Annotated in this window: 21 protein-coding genes; 16 read left to right on the top strand and 5 right to left on the bottom strand. The window is 69.6% G+C overall.

All coding sequences use genetic code 11. The annotated features are described in order from the left end of the window. Window positions 1–42 precede the first annotated feature (42 nt). Together ASD84_RS01995 and ASD84_RS01990 are read left to right on the top strand one after the other, a co-directional pair. The gene (locus ASD84_RS01995) at window positions 43–1827 is read left to right on the top strand and encodes a proline--tRNA ligase (protein ID WP_056706192.1); all 1785 of its coding nucleotides are present in this window, start codon (window positions 43–45) and stop codon (window positions 1825–1827) included. Between the two features lie 2 nt (window positions 1828–1829). Then, window positions 1830–2573 carry an HAD family hydrolase gene (locus tag ASD84_RS01990; protein ID WP_235530937.1) on the top strand — a complete coding sequence of 248 codons (744 nt, stop codon included), beginning with the start codon at window positions 1830–1832 and terminating at the stop codon, window positions 2571–2573. Window positions 2574–2911: 338 nt separating this feature from the next. Here the strand turns inward: ASD84_RS01990 and ASD84_RS25265 are convergent, their stop codons facing one another. Both ASD84_RS25265 and ASD84_RS25260 read right to left on the bottom strand, forming a co-directional pair. Continuing rightward, complete coding sequence (locus ASD84_RS25265) at window positions 2912–3343, bottom strand: ferritin-like domain-containing protein (RefSeq protein WP_056706190.1); 432 nt, start codon at window positions 3341–3343, stop codon at window positions 2912–2914. Next, a complete protein-coding gene (locus ASD84_RS25260) occupies window positions 3340–3840 on the bottom strand; it encodes a hypothetical protein (RefSeq protein ID WP_056706187.1) in 501 nt (166 codons plus the stop codon). Before ASD84_RS25260 ends, ASD84_RS25265 begins: the two co-directional genes overlap by 4 nt. A gap of 69 nt (window positions 3841–3909) precedes the next feature. On the opposite strand from ASD84_RS25260, the gene rimP reads away from it, so the two are divergent. The 9 genes from rimP to ASD84_RS01940 all read left to right on the top strand — a co-directional run bounded on the left by rimP (window position 3910) and on the right by ASD84_RS01940 (window position 13273). Beyond that, entirely contained in the window at window positions 3910–4479 is a 570-nt protein-coding gene (rimP, locus tag ASD84_RS01975) for a ribosome maturation factor RimP (RefSeq protein WP_056706185.1), read from the top strand. After that, window positions 4479–5447 (top strand): transcription termination factor NusA, encoded by a 969-nt coding sequence (gene nusA / locus ASD84_RS01970; protein ID WP_056706184.1) that lies wholly within the window; start codon window positions 4479–4481, stop codon window positions 5445–5447. Before rimP ends, nusA begins: the two co-directional genes overlap by 1 nt. A 72-nt stretch (window positions 5448–5519) precedes the next feature. After that, window positions 5520–5894, top strand: a complete 375-nt coding sequence (locus ASD84_RS24630; RefSeq protein ID WP_082573101.1) for a YlxR family protein — start codon at window positions 5520–5522, stop codon at window positions 5892–5894. Window positions 5895–5988: 94 nt separating this feature from the next. After that, complete coding sequence (gene infB / locus ASD84_RS01965) at window positions 5989–8880, top strand: translation initiation factor IF-2 (RefSeq protein ID WP_056706182.1); 2892 nt, start codon at window positions 5989–5991, stop codon at window positions 8878–8880. Window positions 8881–8958: 78 nt separating this feature from the next. Beyond that, a complete protein-coding gene (gene rbfA, locus ASD84_RS01960) occupies window positions 8959–9456 on the top strand; it encodes a 30S ribosome-binding factor RbfA (protein ID WP_056706179.1) in 498 nt (165 codons plus the stop codon). Next, window positions 9456–10313, top strand: a complete 858-nt coding sequence (gene truB / locus ASD84_RS01955; RefSeq protein WP_082573100.1) for a tRNA pseudouridine(55) synthase TruB — start codon at window positions 9456–9458, stop codon at window positions 10311–10313. Before rbfA ends, truB begins: the two co-directional genes overlap by 1 nt. 59 nt (window positions 10314–10372) lie before the next feature. Next, a complete protein-coding gene (locus tag ASD84_RS01950; RefSeq protein ID WP_082573099.1) occupies window positions 10373–11320 on the top strand; it encodes a bifunctional riboflavin kinase/FAD synthetase in 948 nt (315 codons plus the stop codon). A gap of 1 nt (window position 11321) precedes the next feature. Continuing rightward, entirely contained in the window at window positions 11322–12338 is a 1017-nt protein-coding gene (locus ASD84_RS01945) for a hypothetical protein (RefSeq protein WP_056706175.1), read from the top strand. Between the two features lie 2 nt (window positions 12339–12340). Next, entirely contained in the window at window positions 12341–13273 is a 933-nt protein-coding gene (locus ASD84_RS01940) for a nucleoside hydrolase (protein ID WP_056706174.1), read from the top strand. Window positions 13274–13285: 12 nt separating this feature from the next. On the opposite strand, the gene arfB is transcribed toward ASD84_RS01940, so the two are convergent. Then, the gene (gene arfB, locus ASD84_RS01935) at window positions 13286–13708 is read right to left on the bottom strand and encodes an alternative ribosome rescue aminoacyl-tRNA hydrolase ArfB (RefSeq protein WP_321164002.1); all 423 of its coding nucleotides are present in this window, start codon (window positions 13706–13708) and stop codon (window positions 13286–13288) included. A gap of 8 nt (window positions 13709–13716) precedes the next feature. After that, window positions 13717–15822, bottom strand: a complete 2106-nt coding sequence (locus ASD84_RS01930; protein ID WP_056706171.1) for a molybdopterin-dependent oxidoreductase — start codon at window positions 15820–15822, stop codon at window positions 13717–13719. A gap of 84 nt (window positions 15823–15906) precedes the next feature. Here ASD84_RS01930 and ASD84_RS01925 point away from each other — a divergent pair, with 84 nt between their 5' ends. From ASD84_RS01925 to ASD84_RS01905, 5 genes are all read left to right on the top strand, one after another. Next, window positions 15907–16239: a PadR family transcriptional regulator gene (locus ASD84_RS01925; protein ID WP_056706170.1), complete on the top strand. Its 333-nt coding sequence runs from the start codon at window positions 15907–15909 to the stop codon at window positions 16237–16239. Then, window positions 16236–17279 (top strand): HAAS signaling domain-containing protein, encoded by a 1044-nt coding sequence (locus tag ASD84_RS01920; protein WP_056706167.1) that lies wholly within the window; start codon window positions 16236–16238, stop codon window positions 17277–17279. Before ASD84_RS01925 ends, ASD84_RS01920 begins: the two co-directional genes overlap by 4 nt. 162 nt (window positions 17280–17441) lie before the next feature. Continuing rightward, complete coding sequence (gene rpsO, locus ASD84_RS01915) at window positions 17442–17717, top strand: 30S ribosomal protein S15 (RefSeq protein ID WP_056706166.1); 276 nt, start codon at window positions 17442–17444, stop codon at window positions 17715–17717. Window positions 17718–17864: 147 nt separating this feature from the next. Further along, a complete protein-coding gene (locus tag ASD84_RS01910) occupies window positions 17865–20105 on the top strand; it encodes a polyribonucleotide nucleotidyltransferase (RefSeq protein ID WP_056706164.1) in 2241 nt (746 codons plus the stop codon). Continuing rightward, complete coding sequence (locus tag ASD84_RS01905; protein WP_056706162.1) at window positions 20102–21469, top strand: M16 family metallopeptidase; 1368 nt, start codon at window positions 20102–20104, stop codon at window positions 21467–21469. Before ASD84_RS01910 ends, ASD84_RS01905 begins: the two co-directional genes overlap by 4 nt. Window positions 21470–21518: 49 nt before the next feature. Here ASD84_RS01905 and ASD84_RS01900 read toward each other — a convergent pair whose 3' ends face one another. Continuing rightward, window positions 21519–22034, bottom strand: coding sequence for a class I SAM-dependent methyltransferase (locus ASD84_RS01900; RefSeq protein WP_056706160.1), 516 nt, complete (start codon window positions 22032–22034; stop codon window positions 21519–21521). Window positions 22035–22044: the final 10 nt, after the last annotated feature.

The raw sequence follows: 22044 nt of genomic DNA, 5'->3' as shown, positions 1-22044 counted from the left end.
CTGGTTCGCTGTCCGGTACGCCGCCGCCGTAGGCTGCGCGACGTGCTGATGAGGATGTCGACCCTGTTCGTCCGGACCCTTCGAGAGGACCCCTCGGACGCGGAGGTCCCGAGCCACCGGCTGCTGCTGCGCGCCGGCTACGTCCGTCGCGCTGCGCCGGGGATCTACACCTGGCTTCCCCTCGGGCTGAAGGTGCTGCGCCGCATCGAGAACATCATCCGTGAGGAGATGGACGGTATCGGCGCACAGGAAGTCGTCTTCCCCGCGCTGCTCCCGCGCGAGCCCTTCGAGGCGACAGGTCGCTGGACCGAGTACGGCGACGGCATCTTCCGCCTCAAGGACCGCAAGGACGCCGACTACCTGCTCGGTCCGACCCACGAGGAGATGTTCACCCTCCTGGTCAAGGACATGTACGGCTCCTACAAGGACCTGCCGCTGAGCCTCTACCAGATCCAGACCAAGTACCGCGACGAAGCGCGGCCGCGCGCCGGCCTGCTGCGCGGGCGCGAGTTCACGATGAAGGACTCCTACTCCTTCGACGTCACCGATGCGGGCCTCGAGGCGTCGTACCAGAAGCATCGCGACGCCTATGTCCGGATCTTCGACCGGCTCGGCTTCGACTACGCGATCGTCAAGGCCACGGCCGGAGCGATGGGCGGCTCGAAGTCGGAGGAGTTCCTCGCCAAGGCCGAGGTCGGCGAGGACACCTACGTCCGCTGCACCAATTGCGACTACGCCGCCAACGTCGAGGCCGTCCAGGTCCGGCCCACGGTCGTCAGCGCGAGCGCCGACAACGACTGGGACGGTGCGCCCGCCGCGCACGCCGAGGCGACGCCGGACACGCCGACCATCGCCACGCTCGTCGACCACCTCAACGCGGCGTTCCCGCGTGAGGACCGGCCCTGGCATGCCGGTGACACGCTCAAGAACGTCCTCGTCGTGCTCCGGCACCCGGACGGCACTCGCGAGCCCCTCGCCATCGGCCTGCCCGGCGACCGCGAGGTCGACCAGAAGCGCCTGGAGGGCCAGCTCGAGCCGATCGAGATCGAGGCCATGGACGCTGCCGAGTTCGCCCGCCACCCCGCGCTGGTCAAGGGCTACCTCGGCCCCGGCGTCCTCGGCGAGGAGAACAAGAGCGGCATCCGGTACCTCGTGGACCCTCGTGTCGTCGACGGCACCCGCTGGGTCACCGGTGCGGACGTCCCCGGCACGCATGTCGTCGACCTGGTCGCCGGCCGTGACTTCACGCCCGACGGCACGATCGAGGCCGCCGAGGTCCGCGACGGCGACGCCTGCCCGCACTGCGCCGACGGCACCCTCGAGTCCGCCCGCGGCATCGAGATGGGCCACGTCTTCCAGCTCGGCCGCAAGTACGCCGAGGCGCTGGACCTCAAGGTCCTCGACGAGAACGGCAAGCTGGTCACGGTCACGATGGGTTCGTACGGCGTCGGCGTGACCCGCGCCGTGGCCGCGATCGCGGAGAACACCCTCGACGAGATCGGCCTGTGCTGGCCGCGCGAGGTCGCCCCTGCGGACGTCCACGTCGTCGTGGCGGGCAAGGACGCGTCACTCTTCACCGCCGCCGAGGAGCTGGTCGCGGGCCTGGTCGGCGCCGGACTCGACGTGCTGTTCGACGACCGCGCGGGCAAGATCAGTCCCGGAGTGAAGTTCAAGGACGCCGAGCTGATCGGTGTCCCGACGATCGTCACGGTCGGTCGTGGCGTCGTCGACGGCGTCATCGAGGTCAAGGACCGTCGTACCGGCGAGAAGAGCGAGCTGACGCTCGACGGCGCGGTGGAGGCACTCGTCCAGCAGGTCGGGCGGTAGCGGTGGTTGAGGTGCGAGCGCAGCGAGCCTCGAAACCCGGTGTCGACGCCGTCATCTTCGACTGGGGTGGCACCCTCACCCAGTGGCACGACGTGGACTTCCACGCCGAGTCCCTGGCGCTGGCCCAGGCCGTGCTGGCGACACCCGACACCTCGGACGACCACCACGCGTTCGCCGCGAAGCTGCACGGCGCCGGCTCGGTCGTGTGGGGTCGCAGCCGTGATCACCAGCAGAGCGCGACGATCGCCGACCTCTTCGACGAGGCCGGCCTCGATCACGACCCGGCGCTCCTCAGCGCGTACTACGACTTCTGGGAGCCCCACACGCTGACCGACGCCGAGGTTGCGCCCCTGTTCGGCTGGCTGCGCGCCGAGGGGATCAAGGTCGGCATCCTGTCGAACACGATCTGGCCCCGGGAGTGGCACCGCGGCTACTTCGAGCGTGACGGTGTCCTGGACCTGATCGACGGTGACGTCTACTCGAGCGAGATCCCGTGGACGAAGCCGTCGCCTGACGCGTTCCGCGCCGCGATGGACGCCGTGGGCGCCACCGATCCGGCTCGTTGCGTGTACGTCGGCGACCGGCTCTTCGACGACGTGTGGGGCTCACAGAACGCCGGTCTGCGGGCCATCCATGTCCCGCACAGCGTGATCCCGGTCGAGCAGATCGGCCACACCGAGGGCCGGCCCGACGCGGTCGCGCACCGCCTGTCGGAGATCCCCGGCATCCTCACCTCCTGGCGCTGAGCGAGCCGCGCACTGCAGGTTTGTGCACTGCACATTTATGAGGATCGATAGTTGCAGACCCTCGAGCCGTTCTGTTGCATGATTGTGCACAGGTGATCGGTGAGCCCCACCTCTCCCGTCACCAGATGACCGTTGTCCCCGGTCACCAGTGGTTCGCGGCCCCGTCTTCGGGGGACGTCTCGGGAGTCTCCCGGAGACCGAGGCCGCGAACCACTGTTGTTTTTACCGGCCCGCAGGGCTGCGAGGCACGAGCAGCGGTGCGGATCAGACCGGAAGGTCGAGCAGCGCCGCGAGCGAGGAACGAGCTCGCGACGCGCGTATCGAGACATCGGGTGAGGTCAAAGACCAGGTAGCCGCTCAGGCCTGCCGCCGAAGCCGAGCCCCCGCACTGCCGCGTCCAGCAACGCCTGCACGGCCCAGGCCCTGTCCGGCCCGGTGGTGTTCGCCACCAGATAGGCATACGTCGACGTGGCCGCCTCCTCGATCGCGAGTGCGCGCGCTCGGACGACCCTCACCGACCCCAGGTCGGCCGGCAGTGCGTAGCCGGGCTCGGCGGCGACGGGTTCGCCGCCGGTTGCGGCGATGACGCCACTCAGGTGGTCGCGTCGATCGCGGTGCAGGGCGTAGGCGCGGGTGAGCGTTTCGTACAGGGTCGGCTGGCCCGACTGCGACGTCTGGGCGCCGAGTGCGCCGTAGACGAAGACGGCCGCGTGCTCGGCTGCCAGGGCGACCTGCAGCGCGTCGGTGGGCGAGGGGGACGGTTCGGTCACGCGAGCACCGCCTTCTGTTGAGCCAGGGCGGCAGCCATCGACGCGAACACCTGGGCCAGTGCGCCGCTCTCGGCGGTCTGCGCGGCAGCGACCAGACGATCCTGGAGTGCGGTCTCGCTCGCCCACAGGGCGCGCAGTGCGACCGCCTCGGGCCCGGTCACCACCGGGGGAGCGGCCGCCTCGGTGCGGCCGAGCTCGCTCGCATGAGCGGTGTGAATCCGGGCGAACCGGCTCCCGATCCGTGCGAGGGAGGCGATCGTCGTACCGGTGGCCGCTGCGAGTGCCCCGGCTTCGGCGATCGCTGTGGTGACCTCGTCGACGAGCGTGCTGTCGGCGTCGGCCGCAGGTGCGGTCGGTGTGACCGCTCCCGGTGGCACCGGGTCGTCGTCGCCGAGAACGGAGTCGAGCGCGTCGCATCCGGTCAGTGCCAGCGCGGCTCCACCGACGCCGAAGGCGACGAAGGTGCGACGGGAGAGGTGGCTAACACGGTCGGGCACGCGGGGAACCCTATCGGGAGGCGGTAGTGTTGATCCGCACCACCACAACAGGACAACGGGAGGATTCGCATGGGTTCGGGCCAGCCCGCTCAGCGTTCGACAGCAGAGCGAATCACCGACCTGCTCACTGCTCCACTGGCCGATCTCGGCCTGGATCTCGAAGCAGTCGAGCTCACTCCGGCCGGCAAGCGCCGCGTGTTGCGCATTGCCCTGGACACCGACGGCGGCCTGACGCTCGACGACGTCGCGTCGGCAACGAAGCAGATCGACGGGGTCCTCGAGTCCGACGGTGCCGCTGTCATGGGGGAGCTGCCGTACACCCTCGAGGTCACCTCCCGTGGCGTCGATCGCCCGCTCACGCTGCCGCGCCACTGGCGTCGCAACGAAGACCGCCTCGTCAAGGTGGCCATCACCGCCGCGGACGGTACGACGAACGAGACGGTGGGCCGTATCGGCGCCACCGACGACGACGGGGTGACCCTCGACGTGGACGGAACCGAAGTCAGGGTCAGCTACGCCGACGTGACGAAGGCCCTCGTGCAGATCGAGTTCAACCGCCGCAAGAGCACCACCCCCACGGATCAAGACGACGACGACCAGGACGACCTGGACGAACACATGGACGAGGACGCCGACTGATGGACATCGACCTGAACATCCTCCGCACGCTGGAACGCGAGAAGGAGATCAAGTTCGAGGTGCTGGTGGAGGCGATCGAACAGGCCCTCCTGACGGCGTACCACAAGACCGAGGGCTCCCACACCCAGGCGCGGGTCGAGCTGGACCGCAAGACCGGGCACGTGAACGTGCTGGCCGCCGAGCTCGACGACGACGGCAACAAGATCGGCGAGTACGACGACACGCCCGCCGACTTCGGCCGCATCGCCGCCACGACCGCCAAGCAGATCATGATGCAGCGCCTGCGCGACGCCGAGGACGAGATCCGGTTCGGTGAGTTCTCCGGCAAGGAGGGCGACATCCTGTCCGGCATCATCCAGCAGGGCCGCAATCCCGACGACGTCCTCGTGGACCTCGGCAAGCTCGAGGCGATGCTGCCCGCGTCCGAGCGCGTGCCCGGGGAGGACTACAGCCACGGCACCCGGATCAAGTGCCTGGTCGTGTCGGTGCGCAAGGGCATGCGCGGACCGCAGATCACGCTGTCACGCTCGCACCCGAACCTGGTGAAGAAGCTCTTCGCGCTGGAGGTGCCCGAGATCGCCGACGGCACCGTCGAGATCGCGGCGATCGCGCGCGAGTCCGGCCACCGCACCAAGATCGCGGTCCGCTCCGCGGTCCCCGGGGTCAACGCCAAGGGCGCCTGCATCGGCCCGATGGGCCAGCGCGTCCGCAACGTGATGGCCGAGCTCCACGGCGAGAAGATCGACATCGTCGACTGGTCCGACGACCCGGCCGAGATGGTGGCGCACGCGCTGTCACCCGCACAGGTGCAGTCCGTCACCGTGGTGGACGCCGCGGCGCGTTCGGCACGCGTCGTCGTCCCCGACTTCCAGCTGTCGCTGGCGATCGGCAAGGAGGGTCAGAACGCCCGCCTCGCCGCCCGCCTGACCGGCTGGCGGATCGACATCCACTCCGACGAAGAGGCCTGAGCGCGCTTCTGGGGGCCGACCGGCGTTGCCGGTTGGTGATCTCGACCCCACGGCGGGTAGAGTCGTCTGTTGGTGGCACGCCAATCGAAATCCCCCGCAGAACCTGACGTCTTCCCTCTCGAGGGTCCCGTCCGGACCTGCATCGGATGTCGGCAGCGGGCCGCCAAACGCGAGTTGTTGCGGGTGACCGCCGGCTCGGGTGCAGATGGCCGACCAGCCGTCGTGCCCGACCTGGAGGGAACCGCACCGGGACGAGGGGCGCACCTGCACCCCACCTCCGGTTGCTACGACCTCGCGGTACGGCGGAAAGCCTTCTCCCGGGCCCTGCGCTTCGCGCAAGGTGCGGGTGGAACCGGGCTTTCCAGCGTGCCGGTGGGGGAGTACGTCGCCTCGTCACTGATCAATCCGACCGCATCCACCAAGAGAGACTGGAGCAGCAGCTCATGAGCACTCGATGAGTACCTCGCGATGAGCCAGTTCGTTCTGCACCACCCACCAACGGTCTGAAGATCCCCCCGGGTCTTGGGCCAGAAGGAGCATTGTGGCCAAGACCCGAGTTTCCGAACTCGCGAAGAAGTACGGCATCCCCAGCAAGGAAGCGCTGGAGAAGCTGAGTGCCATTGGCGAATTCGCCAAGACGGCGTCCTCGAGCGTTGAACTGCCTGCAGTCAAGAAGTTCGAAGACACCTACGGCGCCGATCTTCTCGCAAAGATGAAGCCGGCCGCTGCTGGCGGCGAGGCGGCAACGCCCGCCCCGCGGCCCGCGCCGGCCAAGAAGCCTGCCGCTGCGCCGGCTGCTCCCGTTGTCGAGGCGCCCGTCGCCGACGCTCCGGTTGCGGACGCCGCACCTGCCGCACCTGTTGACGACAAGCCGGCGGCTCCGCGTCCCGGCCCGCGCCCGGGACCGGCCAAGACGCCGGAGCCGGAGCCCGAGCCCGTCGTCGAGCCGGTCGTGGAGGCCCCCGCTGCTGCGGCGGCTCCCGAGGCCCCGGAAGCGCCTGCTGCTCCGGCCGGTCCGAAGCCCGGTGGTGCGCCGCGAGGTGCCACGCCGAAGGCTCCGGCACCGCGTCCGGTCGGCAAGCCCAGCGGTACGCCGCGTCCGGGCAACAACCCGTTCGCTCCCAGCCAGGGCATGGGCCGCAAGCCTGTTGCCGCTCCGCCGGCTCGCGAGGGTGAGGCCGGTCCGGGTGGACCGCGTCCGCCCGCCGCTGCGCCCGGTGGCCGTCCCGGCATGCCGCGTCCGAACCCCGCCATGATGCCCAAGTCGCCGGCAGCCTTCGGGCCCAACGCCGGTGGCCGTGGCCCCGGTGGTCCGGGTCGTCCCGGCGCCGGTGGTCCGGGTCGTCCGGGCGGTGCTCCGGGTCGTGGTGCTCCGGGCCGTGGTGCCCCGGGTGCAGGCGCTGGCGCTGGTGCGCCCGGTGCCGGCGCGCCCGGTCGCGGTCCCGGTGGCTTCGGTCCCGGTGGCGGCGGTCGTCCCGGCGGTGGCCGTCCCGGCCAGCGTGGCCAGACCCAGGGTGCCTTCGGTCGCCCCGGTGGTCCCGCCCGTCGCGGTCGCAAGTCGAAGCGCGCGCGTCGTCAGGAATTCGAGGCCATGGAGGCCCCGACCATTGGCGGCATGCGGGTCCGCAAGGGCAACGGCGAGACGATCCGTCTCGCCCGTGGGTCCTCGCTGACCGACTTCGCCGACAAGATCGGTGTCGACGCGGCGTCGCTCGTGCAGATGCTGTTCCACATCGGCGAGATGGTGACCGCCACCCAGTCGGTGGGCGACGAGACGCTGGAGCTGCTCGGTGACGAGCTCAACTACACCGTCGAGATCGTGTCCCCGGAGGACGAGGACCGCGAGCTGCTCGAGACGTTCGACCTCGAGTTCGGTGCCGACGAGGGCGGCGAGGAAGACCTCGTCATCCGTCCGCCGGTCGTGACCGTCATGGGTCACGTCGACCACGGTAAGACCAAGCTCCTCGACGCGCTCCGCGACGCCAACGTCGTGGCCGGCGAGGCCGGTGGCATCACCCAGCACATCGGTGCCTACCAGGTCCACACGCAGGTCGACGGCAACGACCGTCGCATCACCTTCATCGACACCCCGGGTCACGAGGCCTTCACCTCGATGCGTGCCCGTGGTGCGCAGGCGACCGACATCGCCGTCCTGGTCGTCGCGGCTGACGACGGCGTCATGCCGCAGACGGTCGAGGCGCTCAACCACGCCCGCGCTGCGGGTGTGCCGATCGTGGTCGCCGTGAACAAGATCGACAAGGAGAGCGCCGACCCGACGAAGGTTCGTGGCCAGCTCTCCGAGTACGGCCTGGTGCCCGAGGAGTACGGCGGCGACGCGATGTTCGTCGACGTCTCGGCCAAGGCCGGCCTCAACCTCGACAAGCTGCTCGAGGCGATCGTGCTGACGGCTGACGCGTCGCTGGACCTCCGCGCCAACCCGGTGCAGGACGCCCAGGGCCTCGTCATCGAGGCGCACCTCGACCGCGGTCGCGGTCCGGTTGCGACGATCCTCGTCCAGCGCGGAACGCTGCGTGTCGGTGACTCGATCGTCGCCGGTCCGGCTTACGGCCGGGTCCGCGCGATGCTCGACGAGCACGGCGACAACATCGAGGAAGCCGACCCGTCGCGTCCCGCGATGGTGCTGGGTCTGACTGCCGTCCCCGGCGCTGGTCAGAACTTCCTCGTCGTCGAGGACGACCGGATGGCTCGCCAGATCGCTGAGAAGCGTGAGGCGCGCGAGCGTGCGGCCATGCAGGCCAAGCGTCGTGTCCGTCGCACCCTCGAGGACTTCATGGCCTCCATGGAGAAGGGCGAGAGCCAGGAGCTCAACCTCATCCTCAAGGGTGACGTGTCCGGTTCGGTCGAGGCGCTCGAAGACGCCCTCGCCCAGATCGATGTCGGCGAAGAGGTCAGCCTCCGGGTCATCGACCGCGGCGTCGGTGCGATCACCGAGACCAACGTCGACCTCGCATCCGCCTCGGACGCCATCATCATCGGCTTCAACGTCCGGCCCCAGGGCAAGGCGGGCCAGATGGCTGACAAGGAGGGTGTCGAGATTCGGTACTACTCGGTCATCTACCAGGCGATCGAGGAGATCGAGGCGGCCCTCAAGGGCATGCTCAAGCCCGAGTACGAGGAGTCGACTCTCGGCCAGGCGGAGATCCGTGCGATCTTCCGCTCGTCCAAGATCGGCAACATCGCAGGCTGCATGGTCACGAGTGGTGTCCTTCGACGCAACGCCAAGGTCCGCATCCTCCGCGATGGCGCCGTGGTGGCCGACAACATCGACCTCGCCTCGCTCAAGCGGGAGAAGGACGACGCGTCGGAGGTCCGGGAAGGTTTCGAGTGCGGTCTCGTGCTCAAGAACTTCCAGGACATCAAGGAAGGCGACATCGTCGAAGCCTTCGAGATGCGCGAGATTCCCCGGAGCTGATCGCTCTCATCACTACGCCGCCCGGTCCCTCGTGGGCCGGGCGGCGCAGTCTTTTCGCTGAACTGATAGGAACAGACCATGGCCAGCCCGCGCGTACGCAAGATCGCCGACCGCATCAAGGTGATCGTCGCCGAGATGCTCGAACGACGGATCAAGGACCCGCGTCTGGGGTTCGTGACCATCACCGAGGTCCGGATGACCGGCGACGCCCAGAACGCCACCATCTACTACACCGTGCTCGGCGACGGTGACGTCCAGCAGGAGACTGCCGCCGCGCTCGAGTCGGCCAAGGGCGTGCTCCGCGCCGAGGTCGGCAAGCAGCTCGGCATGCGTACCGTGCCCAGCCTGGCGTTCGCGTTCGACGGCATCCCCGAGTCGGCGCGTCAGCTCGACGAGGTGTTGGCCCGTGCCCGCGAGGCCGATGCAGCGGTCGCTGCCGCCCGCGAGGGCGCCCAGCCCGCCGGTGAGGCGGACCCGTACAAGAAGCCCCGTGTCATCGCCGACGAGGACGACCTCGACGACTCGGACGACGACTCGGACGACGACTCTGCCGCGGGCGAGGAGCTCGACGCGTAGTGGCCGAGTCCGGCCTCGTCGTCATCGACAAGCCCGCGGGGATGACGTCCCACGACGTCGTCGCCCGGGTGCGCCGTACCCTCGGCACCCGCAAGGTGGGGCATGCCGGGACCCTCGACCCGATGGCCACGGGTGTCCTGGTGCTGGGCGTCGAGCGGGCGACCCGCCTGCTCGGTCACCTGATGCTCACCGAGAAGACGTACTCCGCCACCGTGCGGCTCGGCGCGGCGACCACGACCGACGACGCCGAGGGTGAGGTCACCGCGACCACCCCGGCCGGGCACGTCACCGAGGCTGCCGTCCGCGAAGCACTGCGGGCCTTCGAGGGCGAGATCGACCAGGTGCCGTCGACGGTGTCGGCCATCAAGGTCGACGGCAAGCGCGCCTATGCTCTGGCCCGCGCGGGCGAGGAGGTCGAGCTCAAGTCGCGACGCGTGACGATCCACTCCATCGAGGCATCCGGCATCCGTCACGACGGTGACTTCGTGGACCTCGAGGTACGGGTGGCGTGTTCCAGCGGCACCTACATCCGCGCCATCGCGCGCGACCTCGGCAATGCCTTGGGCGTGGGCGGCCACCTCACCGCCCTGCGTCGTCATGCTGTCGGACCGTTCACGCTGGAGGGCGCGGACACGGACGTGGCCGACCTCCACGTGGTTCCGGTCGCGGCGGCCGCGCGAGCATCGTTCCCGGCGCTCGACCTCGACGAGGAGCAGGCGCAGTCGGTCCGCTTCGGCCGACCCCTGCCGCTGCCGATCGAGACCCTGACGGGCGTCTTCGCGCCCGACGGCGAGTTCCTGGCGCTCTACCGTCCCGAGGGCGGTACGGCGCGCCCCGCAGCAGTCTTCGTCGGCTGATCGGGTCTCCACCGATCCTCGGTGGTCGGCCTCCGCACGGACATCAGTAGTCTTGCGCCGTGCAAGCGTGGCGAGCCTTTGAGGACGTGCCGGGTGACCTCGGGCGCACTGTGGTGACGATCGGCAACTTCGACGGCATGCACCTGGGGCACCAGCACGTCGTCCGTCGGGCCCGTGAGGTGGCCGGCGAGGTCGGCGTGGCCCATGTCGTGGCGGTGACCTTCGACCCGCACCCGATCGCCGTCCTGCGTCCGGAGCACGCTCCACCGACGCTGACCACGATCGACGAGCGGCTGCGCCTGCTGGGTGAGGCCGGCGTCGATGACGTGCTGGTCATCCCGTTCTCCCGCGAGATCGCGGACTGGACGCCCCAGGAGTTCATCGAGCGGATCCTGCTGGCGACCTTGCACGCCAAGGCGGTCGTGGTGGGTGCGAACTTCCGCTTCGGCAATCGTGCGGCGGGCGACTGCAACCTGCTGCGTGCCTCCGGGCTGCAGAACGACTTCGTCCTCGAGGAGGTCAGCCTCGACGGCGGGCCCCAGGTCTGGTCCTCCACCTACGTCCGCACCTGTCTGGCGGCCGGCGACGTCACGGGTGCCGCCGAGGCCCTGGGCCGCCCGTTCGCGACGCGTGGCGTGGTCGTCGAGGGTGACAAGCGCGGCCGCGAGCTCGGCTTCCCGACCGCCAACGTGCCGGTCCGCCAGGGCGCCGCGGCGCCCGCCGACGGCGTGTACGCCGGCCGGTTGACGGTTCTCGACGGACCGGATGCCGGGACGTCGTACCCCGCGGCGATCAGCGTGGGCACCAACCCGACCTTTGCGGGGGAGAGGGAGCGACGCGTCGAGTCCTACGTCCTGGACCGCACCGATCTCGAGCTCTACGGCTGTGAGGTCGAGGTGACCTTCGTCGAGCGACTTCGGGGGATGGTTCGGTTCGACTCGATCGACGCGCTGCTCGTGGCGATGGCCGACGACGTCTCGCGCGCCCGCGGGATCCTCGGAGCCTGACGTGCCCCACGGGCCGGCCCAGGACCTCGACGCAGCGGAGCGGTGGTTCGTCGACCACGGCCTGCCCTACTTCGTCGACGACCACCGTGCCGCCGTCGCCCGCGGGCTTCGTCGCGGCCGGCTGCTCGCCGTGACCGGGGTGGCGCTGGTGCTCGGCACGCTCGCGGGCGTGGTCATCGGTGCCTGGCTCAGCCCCGCTGCCGGCGTGGGCGGTGGACTGACAGTGGCCGGGGCGTTGCTGGCGTGCTACGCGGTTGCCACACTCCGCGCGTGGCTGATCGTGACCTGGGCGGTCCGGCGCACCTTCCGCTCGCTCGGCCTGATGTTCCCGTTGGTCACCCGCGCGCTGCCGCTGCTCCTGCTCTTCATGACGTTCCTCTTCATCAACACCGAGGTCTGGCAGGTGGGCGCGAGCCTCGACGGCGGCGTGCTGTGGGTGGCGGTGCTGCTGTTCGCTGCACTGGCGGTGGGCTTCTTGATGGTGCGGTTGCCCGAGGAGCTGGACAGTGTGGACGACGAGGTCGAGGGGCAGCAGCTGATCGACGCCTGCGTCGGTACGCCGCTCGAGGCCGAGGCGCGCAGCATTGCCGGACGCGTCGACCGGGTCGGTGCCGTCCACGCCGAGGTGAGCGGCCTGCAGAAGGCGAACCTGGTGCTCGTCCTGCTGGTCGCCCAGGCGGTCCAGGTCCTGCTCTTGGCGCTGGCCGTGTTCGCGTTCTTCATCCTGTTCGGTGTCGTCGCGATGGAACCTGCCGTGCTGGCCACGTGGCTCCAGGGCCCGGTCCACCCCATCCATGGTGCCGTGGGTGACGTGCTGGGCACCCGGCTGAGCCTGGAGCTGCTGCGTGTCTCGACGTTCCTGGCCGCCTTCAGCGGCCTCTACTTCACCGTCTATGCCGTCACGGACGAGCTCTATCGCCGCCAGTTCTTCTCCGCCGTGATCCAGGAGCTGGAGCGGGCGGTCAGCGCGCGGGTGGCCTACCGCTCAATGCGCGACGACACGGCAGGCGAAGCCTGACCGTGCGCCAACCGGTGATCCTCGACTGCGACACCGGCACCGATGACGCCGTAGCCGTGATGTTGGCGGCCCTGCACCCCGACCTCGACCTGCTCGGTGTCACCACGGTCTGGGGCAACCACGACGTCCGGCACACGACCGACAACACGCTGCGGGTGCTCGATCTGCTGGGAAGCAGCGGCGTGGGTGTCCACCCCGGACGCAATGAGCCGATCCGGCCGCGGCTCGAACCGCTGCCGAGCGGGCGCGCCGACCTGGCCCCCACGCTCGACCTCCCGGAGCCGGTCTCGGTCCCGGGCGACGACGCCGTCGAGTGGCTGGTGGCGACGCTTCGCTCGACGACCGAGCGGGTCTCCCTGGTCGCGACCGGCCCGCTCACCAACCTCGCGGCGGCCCTCGCCGCCGATCCTGCACTCGTGCACGCGGTGGACCGGCTGGTCGTCCTCGGCGGGACCCATCGTGCGGCCGGAGTGACGCCGTACGCCGAGCGCAACGTGTGGTGCGACCCCGAGGCCGCGGCCGACGTGCTCTCGGCGCCCTTCCGGGACGTCCTGATGGTCACCATGGACGCCACGTTCTCGGCTCCTCTGACGGGGCGTGACGCGGCGCGGCTCCGAGCGGTCGGCACCCGTGCGGCGCAGGCGGCGGCGGACTTCGTCGATGCGCGGATCGAGTGGTACCGCCGGGACGGGGCGATGGCGGCGCTGGGTGGAGCACCCCTGCACGACCCGCTCGCCGTGGCGGCCCTGGTTGCTCCTGACCTGTTCACCACCCTCCCCGCGGCGGTGCGGGTCGAGCTGGAAGACCCGCTCACCTACGGGGCGACCCGGTTCGCCCTCGACACCGGCGCGGCGCGTGGGCAGCTCGCTGTCGCCGTACGGGCGGACCATGACGGCTACGTCCGGTTTCTCTGCGACGTCCTTGCGCGCGGCTGAGCCGGGTCGGCGTCAGTCGTCGACGGAGCCGCGCAAGCGCTTGGTCGTACCGCGCTGGCGCTTGGCCTCGAGCCGGCGTTCCTTCGAGCCGCGGGTCGGCTTCGTGGGCCGGCGTGGCGGGGGAGGCGGGGCGAGCAGCTCGCGCACCTGCGCTGCCAGTCGCTCGCGGGCTGCCATCCGGTTGCGGTGCTGCGAGCGGTGCTCGTGAGCGACGACCGCGATCGTGCCGGGTTCGCGGGCGAGGATGCGGGCCCGCTGCCGGTCGTCGAGCACGCTCGACGCCGACGGGTCCCAGAGCAGCTCGACGCGGGTGTCGCTCGTGTTGACCGACTGCCCGCCCGGCCCCGGGGAGCGCGAGAACCGCTCGACCAGCTCCACGTCGGGAATGACCAGTCCTTCGGGCAGGCCGGGACCCGCGGGTACGTCGAGATCCACGATCGTGCCTAGGAGACCGTGACCGGCACACCTGAGAGCGCGGCGTTGCCGGACAGGTCGAGACGGTCGGGATCGGTCAGGTCGTTGATCGACACCCCCACGACCTCGGCAGCGATCCCCATCCGGGTGCCGCCGACCTGGTGCCCGAAGCCGTGCGGCAGCGACACGACGCCGGGCATCACGTCCTCGGTGGCGTGTACCTCCACCGAGACCGACCCGACACGGGACTTGACCGTCACGAGGGCGCCGTCGACCAGGCCGCGGGCGTCCAGGTCGGCCGGGTGCATGAGCAGCTGGTGCCGGTTGCGCCCGCGGGTGAGTCGCTCGGAGTTGTGCATCCACGAGTTGCAGTCGCGTTGGTGGCGCCTGCCGATGAGCAGCAGCTGGTCACCGCTCGGCACCTCGTGCTCGCGCAGGCGGGCGAGGTCTCCGACGACGATGGCGGGGGCAGCGTCGATCCGCTTGTCCTTCGTGGCCAGGCGTCCGGGCAGCTGGTCGGCCCGCAGGGCGCCCAGGTCCACTCCCTCGGGATGCTTGCGCAGCTGGGTGATCGTGGTGTTCCGGCCGCTCCGCAGCAGCATCGCGATCAGGAAGGTCGGGCTCGTCCGCATCCGGATCTCGCCCGTCAGGCGGCGCTTGAGCGGGGCCTTGCGGGGCAGCCGGCGCGCCACGCGCAGGTAGATCTCGCGGAAGATCTCCCAGTCGTGGCGCTGGTCGCGCGTCTTGTCGAAAACGGCGGGCGTGAAGCGCGCGGTGTTGCGGACGGCGAGGGCGTGGAACACCAGGTCGTAGTGGTCGCGCTCCAGCAGGGTCGTCGGCGGCAGGATCACGTCGGCGTGCCGGGTCGTCTCGTTCACGTAGATGTCGACCGCTGCAAAGAAGTCGAGTCCGCTGATCGACCGGTCCAGCGCCGCACCGTCGGGTGTGGACAGGACAGGGTTGCCGGCAATGGTCAGCAGCGCGCGCACCTGCCCGTCGCCGGGTGTGTCGATCTCCTCGCGGAGCACGGAGACCGGCAGCTCGCCGCCGAACTCGGGCGCCTGGCGCACCCGGGACCGGAACCGGTCGTGGTGGCCGCGTCCGACCAGCCCGCGTCCGACCACGTCGATCGCCGGGTTGGTCAGCATCACGCCTCCGGCCCGGTCGAGGTTGCCGGTGACCAGGTTGATCAGCTGCACCGCCCACTGGCAGAGGGTTCCGAACTCCTGGGTCGAGACTCCGATCCGGCCGTACGCCGCCGCACCGTCGGCGGCCGCGAACTCGCGTGCCACCCGTTCGATGTCTGCGGCGGGGACGCCGCTGACCTCGGCGGCCGCTGCCGGGGTGAAGTCCGCGACCAGGCGTGCGACCTCGTCCAGCCCGTCGACGTACGACGGCGGGCTGGTGAGGCCCTCGGTGAACAGGACGTTCAGCAGGGCCAGCAGCACCCAGGCGTCGGTGCCGGGCCGGACGAAGTGGTGCTCGGTGGCCACCTTCGCGGTCTCGGTGCGCCGCGGGTCGAAGACCACCATCCGGCCCTCGCGAGCCTTGAGCTCGCGCAGCCGGCCGGGGAAGTCGGGCACCGTCATCAGGGACCCGTTGGACGCCATCGGGTTGGCTCCGAAGACCAGGAAGTACGACGTGCGGTCGATGTCGGGCACGGGCAGCAGAAGCTGGTGGCCGTAGAGCAGGTGGCCGAGGAACTGATGGGGGAGCTGGTCGACGGAGGTCGCACTGAACTTGTTGTGGGTCCGGAAGGACTGGACGAGCGCGACGCCGTGGGTCATCGAGCCCAGGCTGTGCACGTTCGGGTTGCCGAGGTAGATCGCGAGCGCGTCGTCACCGTGCTCGCGGATCGTGGCGGCGAGCTTGTCGGCAACGAGGTCGAACGCCTCGTCCCAGGAGATCTCCTCCCACCGGGCGTCGGCACCTTCACCGATCCGGCGGACCGGCCGCTGCAACCGGTCCGGGTCGGCGTGGATGTCGCCGATGGCCACTCCCTTCGGGCAGATGTGCCCGCGCGAGAGCGGGTCGTCCGGGTTGCCCCGCGCGCCCGTCACCTTGCCGTTCTCGATGGTGAGCAGGAGCCCACAGGTCGCCTCGCACAGGTTGCACACGCCGATTCGTTGCTCCACCCACGCATCGTCGCAGTTCGCGCCGACACGCGGAAGGTCGTCCGCTGTCGACAGTACTGCGCAAACCGTAATAGTGTGCGCTGCATGGATTCGACCCAGCTCCTCAAGGGAGTCCTCGACCTGGCCGTGCTCGCGGTCGTCGAGGACGACGACGGCTACGGCTACGACGTGCTCAGGCGGCTCCGCTCGGCGGGCCTCGGTGACGTGGGCGACGCCTCGGTCTACGGGACGCTCCGCAGGCTGTACGCCGCCGGCGCGCTGACGTCGTACGTCGTGCCCTCGGACGAGGGGCCGCACCGCAAGTACTACGGCATCACCCCGGGCGGCCGCGAACAGCTCAAGCGCGAGTCCGAGGACTGGCTCCAGTTCTCGACCACCGTGACCACGCTCCTCTCCGGCCAGGAGGCCAACGCATGAACGACACCGTGAAGGTCGCTGTCCAGTCCGAGGTCGAGGCGTTCGTGGTCGAGGTCGAGCATCGGCTCGCCGACCTCAGCCCCGATGAGCGCGACGAGCTGATCGGTGGTCTGCGTGCGGACCTGTCCGAGCGGTTGGCGGAGCACTCCGGTCCCGAGGGTCCGGCTGAGGTGCTGGGAGACCCGGCGGTGTACGCAGCAGAGCTGCGGACGGCTGCAGGATTTGCGCCCGTTGCCGCCGAGCGACGTGTGCGCCGGCCGATCGCCATGGTTCTCGGCGAGTGGCTCGACGCCGGCAGGCGGAGGTGGGTCGAGCTGGCCGACAAGGTGCCAGGCGAGCCCCGCGACTTCGTCGAGTCGCTGCGTCCCGTGTGGTGGGTTCTTCGGGCCTGGGTCGCCTGGATGCTGCTCCAGGACATCGCGGGTCACGCGTCGCATGCCAGCTACGACGTCGACTGGCTCGCTGTCCTCCTGGTCCTGGTGGTCGGCAGTGTCCAGGTCGGCCGTGGTGCCGGCCTCGTGGCTCGAGTGCGAGGCCACGCCGCGGCCCGACTGGCGCTCATCGGCCTGAACCTGCTGGCGATCTGCCTGCTGCCCAGCGCGATGGATCGTGCGGGGACAGGGATCGCCTACGACAAGGCGGAACAGTGGGGCTACAGCGACTTCGGCAGCACGGAGGAGCCCGGTGTCGGCCTGATGTTCAACGGCGTCGAGCTGACCAACCTGTTCGTGTACGACGCCACGGGGACGCCGGTGACGGGCGCGCAGCTCTTCGACGGCGCCGGTCGCCCGCTCGTCATCAACGAGCACCTCTTCCTCGACGACTACGAGACCCTGATGTATCCGTGGCTGAGCAACGGATCACCCCGGTTCAACGTCTTCCCGCTCCCGGTGGGCAAGGTCGATCCCGACACGGGGGAGCGGGCGGCCGATGCGTGGGACGGTCCGACCCCTCCCGTGTTGCCGGACTTCCCGTTCCCGACCGCGCCGACCGCCGAGCTGCCCGAGCTGCCCGAACTGCCCGAGCTGCCCGCTCGCTGAGGCGTCACCGATTGGAGACTCGCGGCCGGTCCGGGATAACCTTTGTCGGTTGTCGTCGGGGAGTCCTCGACGGCACCACCGCCGTCAGAACGGCCGCGGATCGAGAGTGCTCCAGGAAATCAGGCTGGAGCGCCGCGCAACGAGCGAACACAGGGAGAACCCATGGCAGTCGGAACCGACGCTGAGACCAAGAAGAAGATCGTCGCCGAATACGGCACGTCCGAGGGCGACACCGGTTCGCCCGAGGTGCAGATCGCGCTGCTGAGCCACCGCATCAGCCACCTGACGGAGCACCTCAAGAAGCACAAGCACGACCACCACAGCCGTCGTGGCCTGCTGCTCCTCGTGGGCCAGCGCCGCCGTCTTCTCAACTACCTGAAGAAGACCGAGATCGAGCGTTACCGCTCCATCGTCGAGCGCCTCGGCCTCCGTCGCTGATCCAGCGACCGGAATAGCCGTTGAACGGGTGATCCCTCAGGGGGTCGCCCGTTCTGCAATTCGCCGCCCGGTCGATAAGGTGGCGAACGTCATCAAGTCCATTGCAGCGGGGCAACGCGTCCCGCACCACATGAAGAAGAGAACCCCTTGACTGAACCCGTCATTTCCGCCGTGGAGACCGTTCTCGACAACGGCAAGTTCGGCACCCGCACCATCAAGTTCGAGACGGGCCTCCTGGCCCGCCAGGCCGCCGGTTCGGTGACTGCCTACCTCGACGACGACACGATGCTGCTCTCGGCGACCACCGCCGGCAAGCACCCCAAGGACCACTTCGACTTCTTCCCGTTGACCATCGACGTGGAAGAGCGGATGTACGCCGCCGGCAAGATCCCCGGCTCCTTCTTCCGTAGCGAAGGCCGCCCGGGCGAGGACGCGATCCTCACCTGCCGCCTCATCGACCGCCCGCTGCGCCCGACCTTCAAGAAGGGTCTGCGCAACGAGGTCCAGGTCGTCATCACCGTGATGGCGCTCAACCCCGACGCCCTCTACGACGTGCTCGCGATCAACGCCGCGTCGCTCTCCACCCAGCTCTCCGGCCTGCCGTTCTCCGGCCCCGTCGGTGCGACCCGCGTCGCCCTGATCGACGGCCAGTGGGTTGCCTTCCCGACCCACAGCCAGCTCGAGAACGCCGTCTTCGACATGGTCGTTGCCGGCCGCGTCACCGAGACCGGCGACGTCGCGATCATGATGGTCGAGGCCGAGGCCACCGAGGACTCGTTCGCCAAGGTCCAGGGCGGTGCCCAGGCGCCGACCGAAGAGGTCGTTGCTGCCGGTCTGGACGCGTCCAAGCCGTTCATCAAGCAGCTGTGCGAGGCCCAGCAGGAGCTGGCCAACGTCGCTGCGAAGCCGATCCAGGAGTTCCCGGTCTTCCTCGACTACGAGGACGACGTCTACGCCGCCGTCGAGGCCGCCACGAAGGCCGACCTGGCCTCCGCGATGACCATCGGTGACAAGCAGGAGCGCGAAGCGCGCACCGACGAGCTCAAGGGTGGCCTGCTCGAGAAGCTCGCCGGCCAGTTCGAGGGTCGCGAGAAGGAGATCGGCGCGGCGTTCCGCTCGGTCAACAAGAACGTCGTCCGCGAGCGCGTGCTCCGCGACAAGATCCGCATCGACGGCCGCGGCCTCGCCGACATCCGTCCGCTGCACTCCGAGGTCGACGTGATCCCGCGCGTCCACGGTTCGGCTCTGTTCGAGCGTGGCGAGACCCAGATCCTGGGCGTCACCACCCTCGACATGCTCAAGATGGAGCAGCAGCTCGACACGCTGTCGCCGGAGAAGCACCGCCGCTACATGCACAAGTACGTCTTCGCGCCGTTCTCCACCGGTGAGACCGGTCGCGTCGGTTCGCCGAAGCGTCGCGAGATCGGCCACGGCGCCCTGGCGCGCCGTGCCCTGGTGCCCGTGCTGCCGAGCCGCGAGGAGTTCCCCTACTCGATTCGCCAGATCTCCGAGTGCATGGGCTCCAACGGCTCCACCTCGATGGGTTCGGTCTGTGCCTCGACCCTGTCGCTGCTGCAGGCCGGTGTCCCGCTGAAGGCCTCCGTCGCCGGTATCGCGATGGGCCTCATCTCCGGTGAGATCGACGGCAAGCTCGAGTACGTCGCGCTGACCGACATCCTCGGCGCCGAGGACGCGTTCGGCGACATGGACTTCAAGGTCGCCGGCACCAAGGAGTTCGTGACCGCGCTCCAGCTCGACACCAAGCTCGACGGCATCCCGGCCGAGGTCCTCGCAAAGGCCCTCAACCAGGCCAAGGACGCCCGTCTGGCGATCCTCGAGGTCATGGCCGAGGCCATCGACGGTCCCGAGGAGATGTCGATCCACGCTCCGCGGATCATCACGGTGAAGGTCCCTGTCGACAAGATCGGCGAGGTCATCGGCCCGAAGGGCAAGGTGATCAACCAGATCCAGGACGACACCGGTGCGACGCTGTCCATCGAGGACGACGGCACGGTCTACATCGGTGCGACCAACGGTGAAGCGGCCGAGGCCGCCCGCCAGGCGGTCAACGCGATCGCCAACCCGACCATGCCCGAGATCGGTGAGCGTTACCTCGGCACGGTCGTGAAGACGACGAACTTCGGTGCCTTCATCGCGCTGATGCCGGGCAAGGACGGGCTGCTGCACATCAGCAAGCTGCGCGCCATCGCCGGTGGCAAGCGCGTGGAGAACGTCGAGGACATCGTCTCGGTCGGCCAGAAGCTCCAGGTCGAGATCGCCGAGATCGACGACCGCGGCAAGCTGTCGCTGATCCCCGTCGTCGAGGAGGCTGCCTCGACCGAGGACGCCGCCGAGGTTGCGGACGCTGCGGAGTCCGAGGACGCGTGAGCAACAAGCTCAACACGACGGCCGGTCAGCGCAATGCTGACCGGCCGTCGGCCGTTTCCCGGGCCTCGACCCGCACCCTCGAGACGGTCCGTGACGACGCCGGTCAGGTGACCTCGCTGGTACGACGTACGCAGCTCGCCTCGGGCCTGCGCATCGTCACCGAGCAGATGGCCGGATCCCGGTCCGCCTCGCTCGGTGTGTGGATCGGCGTCGGCTCGCGTGACGAGACCGCCACCACCCACGGCGCCTCGCACTTCCTCGAGCACCTGCTGTTCAAGGGCACGGGGGAGCGGTCCGCGCTGGACATCTCGATCGAGCTCGACGCGGTGGGCGGGGAGTTCAACGCCTTCACCGCCAAGGAGTACACCTGCTTCCACGCGCGGGTGCTGTCCGACGACCTGCCGCTCGCGGTGGACGTCGTCGGCGACATGATCACCGGATCGCTGATCGAGGCCCACGACGTCGACGCCGAGCGCGACGTCATCCTCGACGAGATCGCGATGCACGACGACGACCCCGACGACGTCGTACAGAATCTTCTGGCGGAGCTCGCCTGGGGGGCCGAGTCGCCGCTGGGCCGACCGATCGCCGGCACCACCGGCTCGATCGAAGCCATGTCGCCGGCCCAGATCAAGCGGTTCTACCGCCGGCACTACGTGCCCGCCAACACGGTCATCTCCGTGGCCGGAGCCGTCGACCACAACGCCGTGGTGAAGGCCATCAAGAAGGCGTTCTCCCGCCACGGCTGGCTCGACGCCCAGGCATCACCGGAGCCGCCGCGGGGCGAAGCCGTACGCCGTCGGCCCCGCGTGAGCGGCGGATCCGGTCAGGTCGAGCGACCCTTCGAGCAGGTCAACATCGTGATCGGACGCGAGGGCCTTGCCCGTGACGACGACCGCCGCTTCGCGTTGGGCGTGCTCAACACCGCCCTGGGCGGCGGCACGTCGAGCCGGCTGTTCCAGGAGGTCCGGGAGCGCCGTGGCCTGGCCTACTCCGTCTACTCCTTCGCGAGCCACTACGCCGACTCCGGGCTGGTCGGTGTGGCCGTCGGCTGCCTGCCCGACCGCACCGATGAGGTGCTCGCGGTCGTGCGCGAGCAGCTGGACCTGATCGCGGCTCAAGGAATCAGCGCCGACGAACTCTCCCGCGGCAAGGGACAGCTGGTGGGCGGCATGATCCTCGGCCTGGAGGACTCGGGGTCACGGATGATGCGTCTGGGCAAGAACGAGCTCGTCCACGCCGAGGTCACCGGGATCGACGAGGTGATCGAGCGGATCGAGGGCGTCACTCTCGAGCAGGTGCGTGAGGTGGCCGCCGAGGTGTTCGGGCGACCCGAGCTGCTCGCCGTGGTCGGGCCCGCCTGACGTCGTACGACGTCAGGCGGGACCCCAAGGTCAGCGGGGGCAGTGAGGGTCAGCGACGCCCGATGATCCCGATGACCGGGGGCATCTTCGAGTCGACGATGTAGACCCGGAAGCCGCCGTCGCGCAGCTGCTCCGACGTCTTGGCGAGCATGTCCGGGACGTGCTCGGGCTTGCTGGTGTCGAAGAACAGCTGGACCGAACCCCCTGGCATCAGCCGCTCGTGCAGGAGTGCGATCTCCTCGGCGGCGTCGCGCACCCAGAACAGGTGCACGTCGAACGCGAACACCTTCGTGAGCCGCTTGACCGGGACGCGCAGCGTGGCCAGGTCGATCTGGCGCACGGTCAGCTTTCCCGCCTCGATGTGCTCGGCACAGCGGGCCTTCGTACGGTCCACCCCCGCCTCGGAACGGTCGATGGCAAACATCTTGCCGCGGCCCTCGAGTCGACGACAGATGAGGTCGGCGGCGGCTCCGGAGCCGCATCCGATTTCCAGCACGTGGTCGTTGGGCTGGACGTCCATGAAATCCACCGCCCACCGGATCCGGGCCGGGATCTTGTTCACCATGGGCCCCAGC

It is taken from the genome of Nocardioides sp. Root682, from assembly GCF_001427795.1.
In the GTDB taxonomy this organism is placed as follows: Bacteria; Actinomycetota; Actinomycetes; order Propionibacteriales; family Nocardioidaceae; genus Nocardioides.
Note: the sequence above shows the minus strand (reverse complement) of the source record. Positions and strands in the feature narration are given on the sequence as shown.

Excerpts from the sequence above, each read along its gene's own strand:
- rbfA (WP_056706179.1), top strand. The coding sequence starts at position 8,959 with ATGGCCAGCCCGCGCGTACGCAAGATCGCCGACCGCATCAAGGTGATC.
- ASD84_RS01925 (WP_056706170.1), top strand. The coding sequence starts at position 15,907 with ATGGATTCGACCCAGCTCCTCAAGGGAGTCCTCGACCTGGCCGTGCTC.
- ASD84_RS01920 (WP_056706167.1), top strand. The coding sequence starts at position 16,236 with ATGAACGACACCGTGAAGGTCGCTGTCCAGTCCGAGGTCGAGGCGTTC.
- ASD84_RS01900 (WP_056706160.1), bottom strand. The coding sequence starts at position 22,034 with ATGGTGAACAAGATCCCGGCCCGGATCCGGTGGGCGGTGGATTTCATG.
- rimP (WP_056706185.1), top strand. The coding sequence starts at position 3,910 with ATGGGTTCGGGCCAGCCCGCTCAGCGTTCGACAGCAGAGCGAATCACC.
- rpsO (WP_056706166.1), top strand. The coding sequence starts at position 17,442 with ATGGCAGTCGGAACCGACGCTGAGACCAAGAAGAAGATCGTCGCCGAA.
- nusA (WP_056706184.1), top strand. The coding sequence starts at position 4,479 with ATGGACATCGACCTGAACATCCTCCGCACGCTGGAACGCGAGAAGGAG.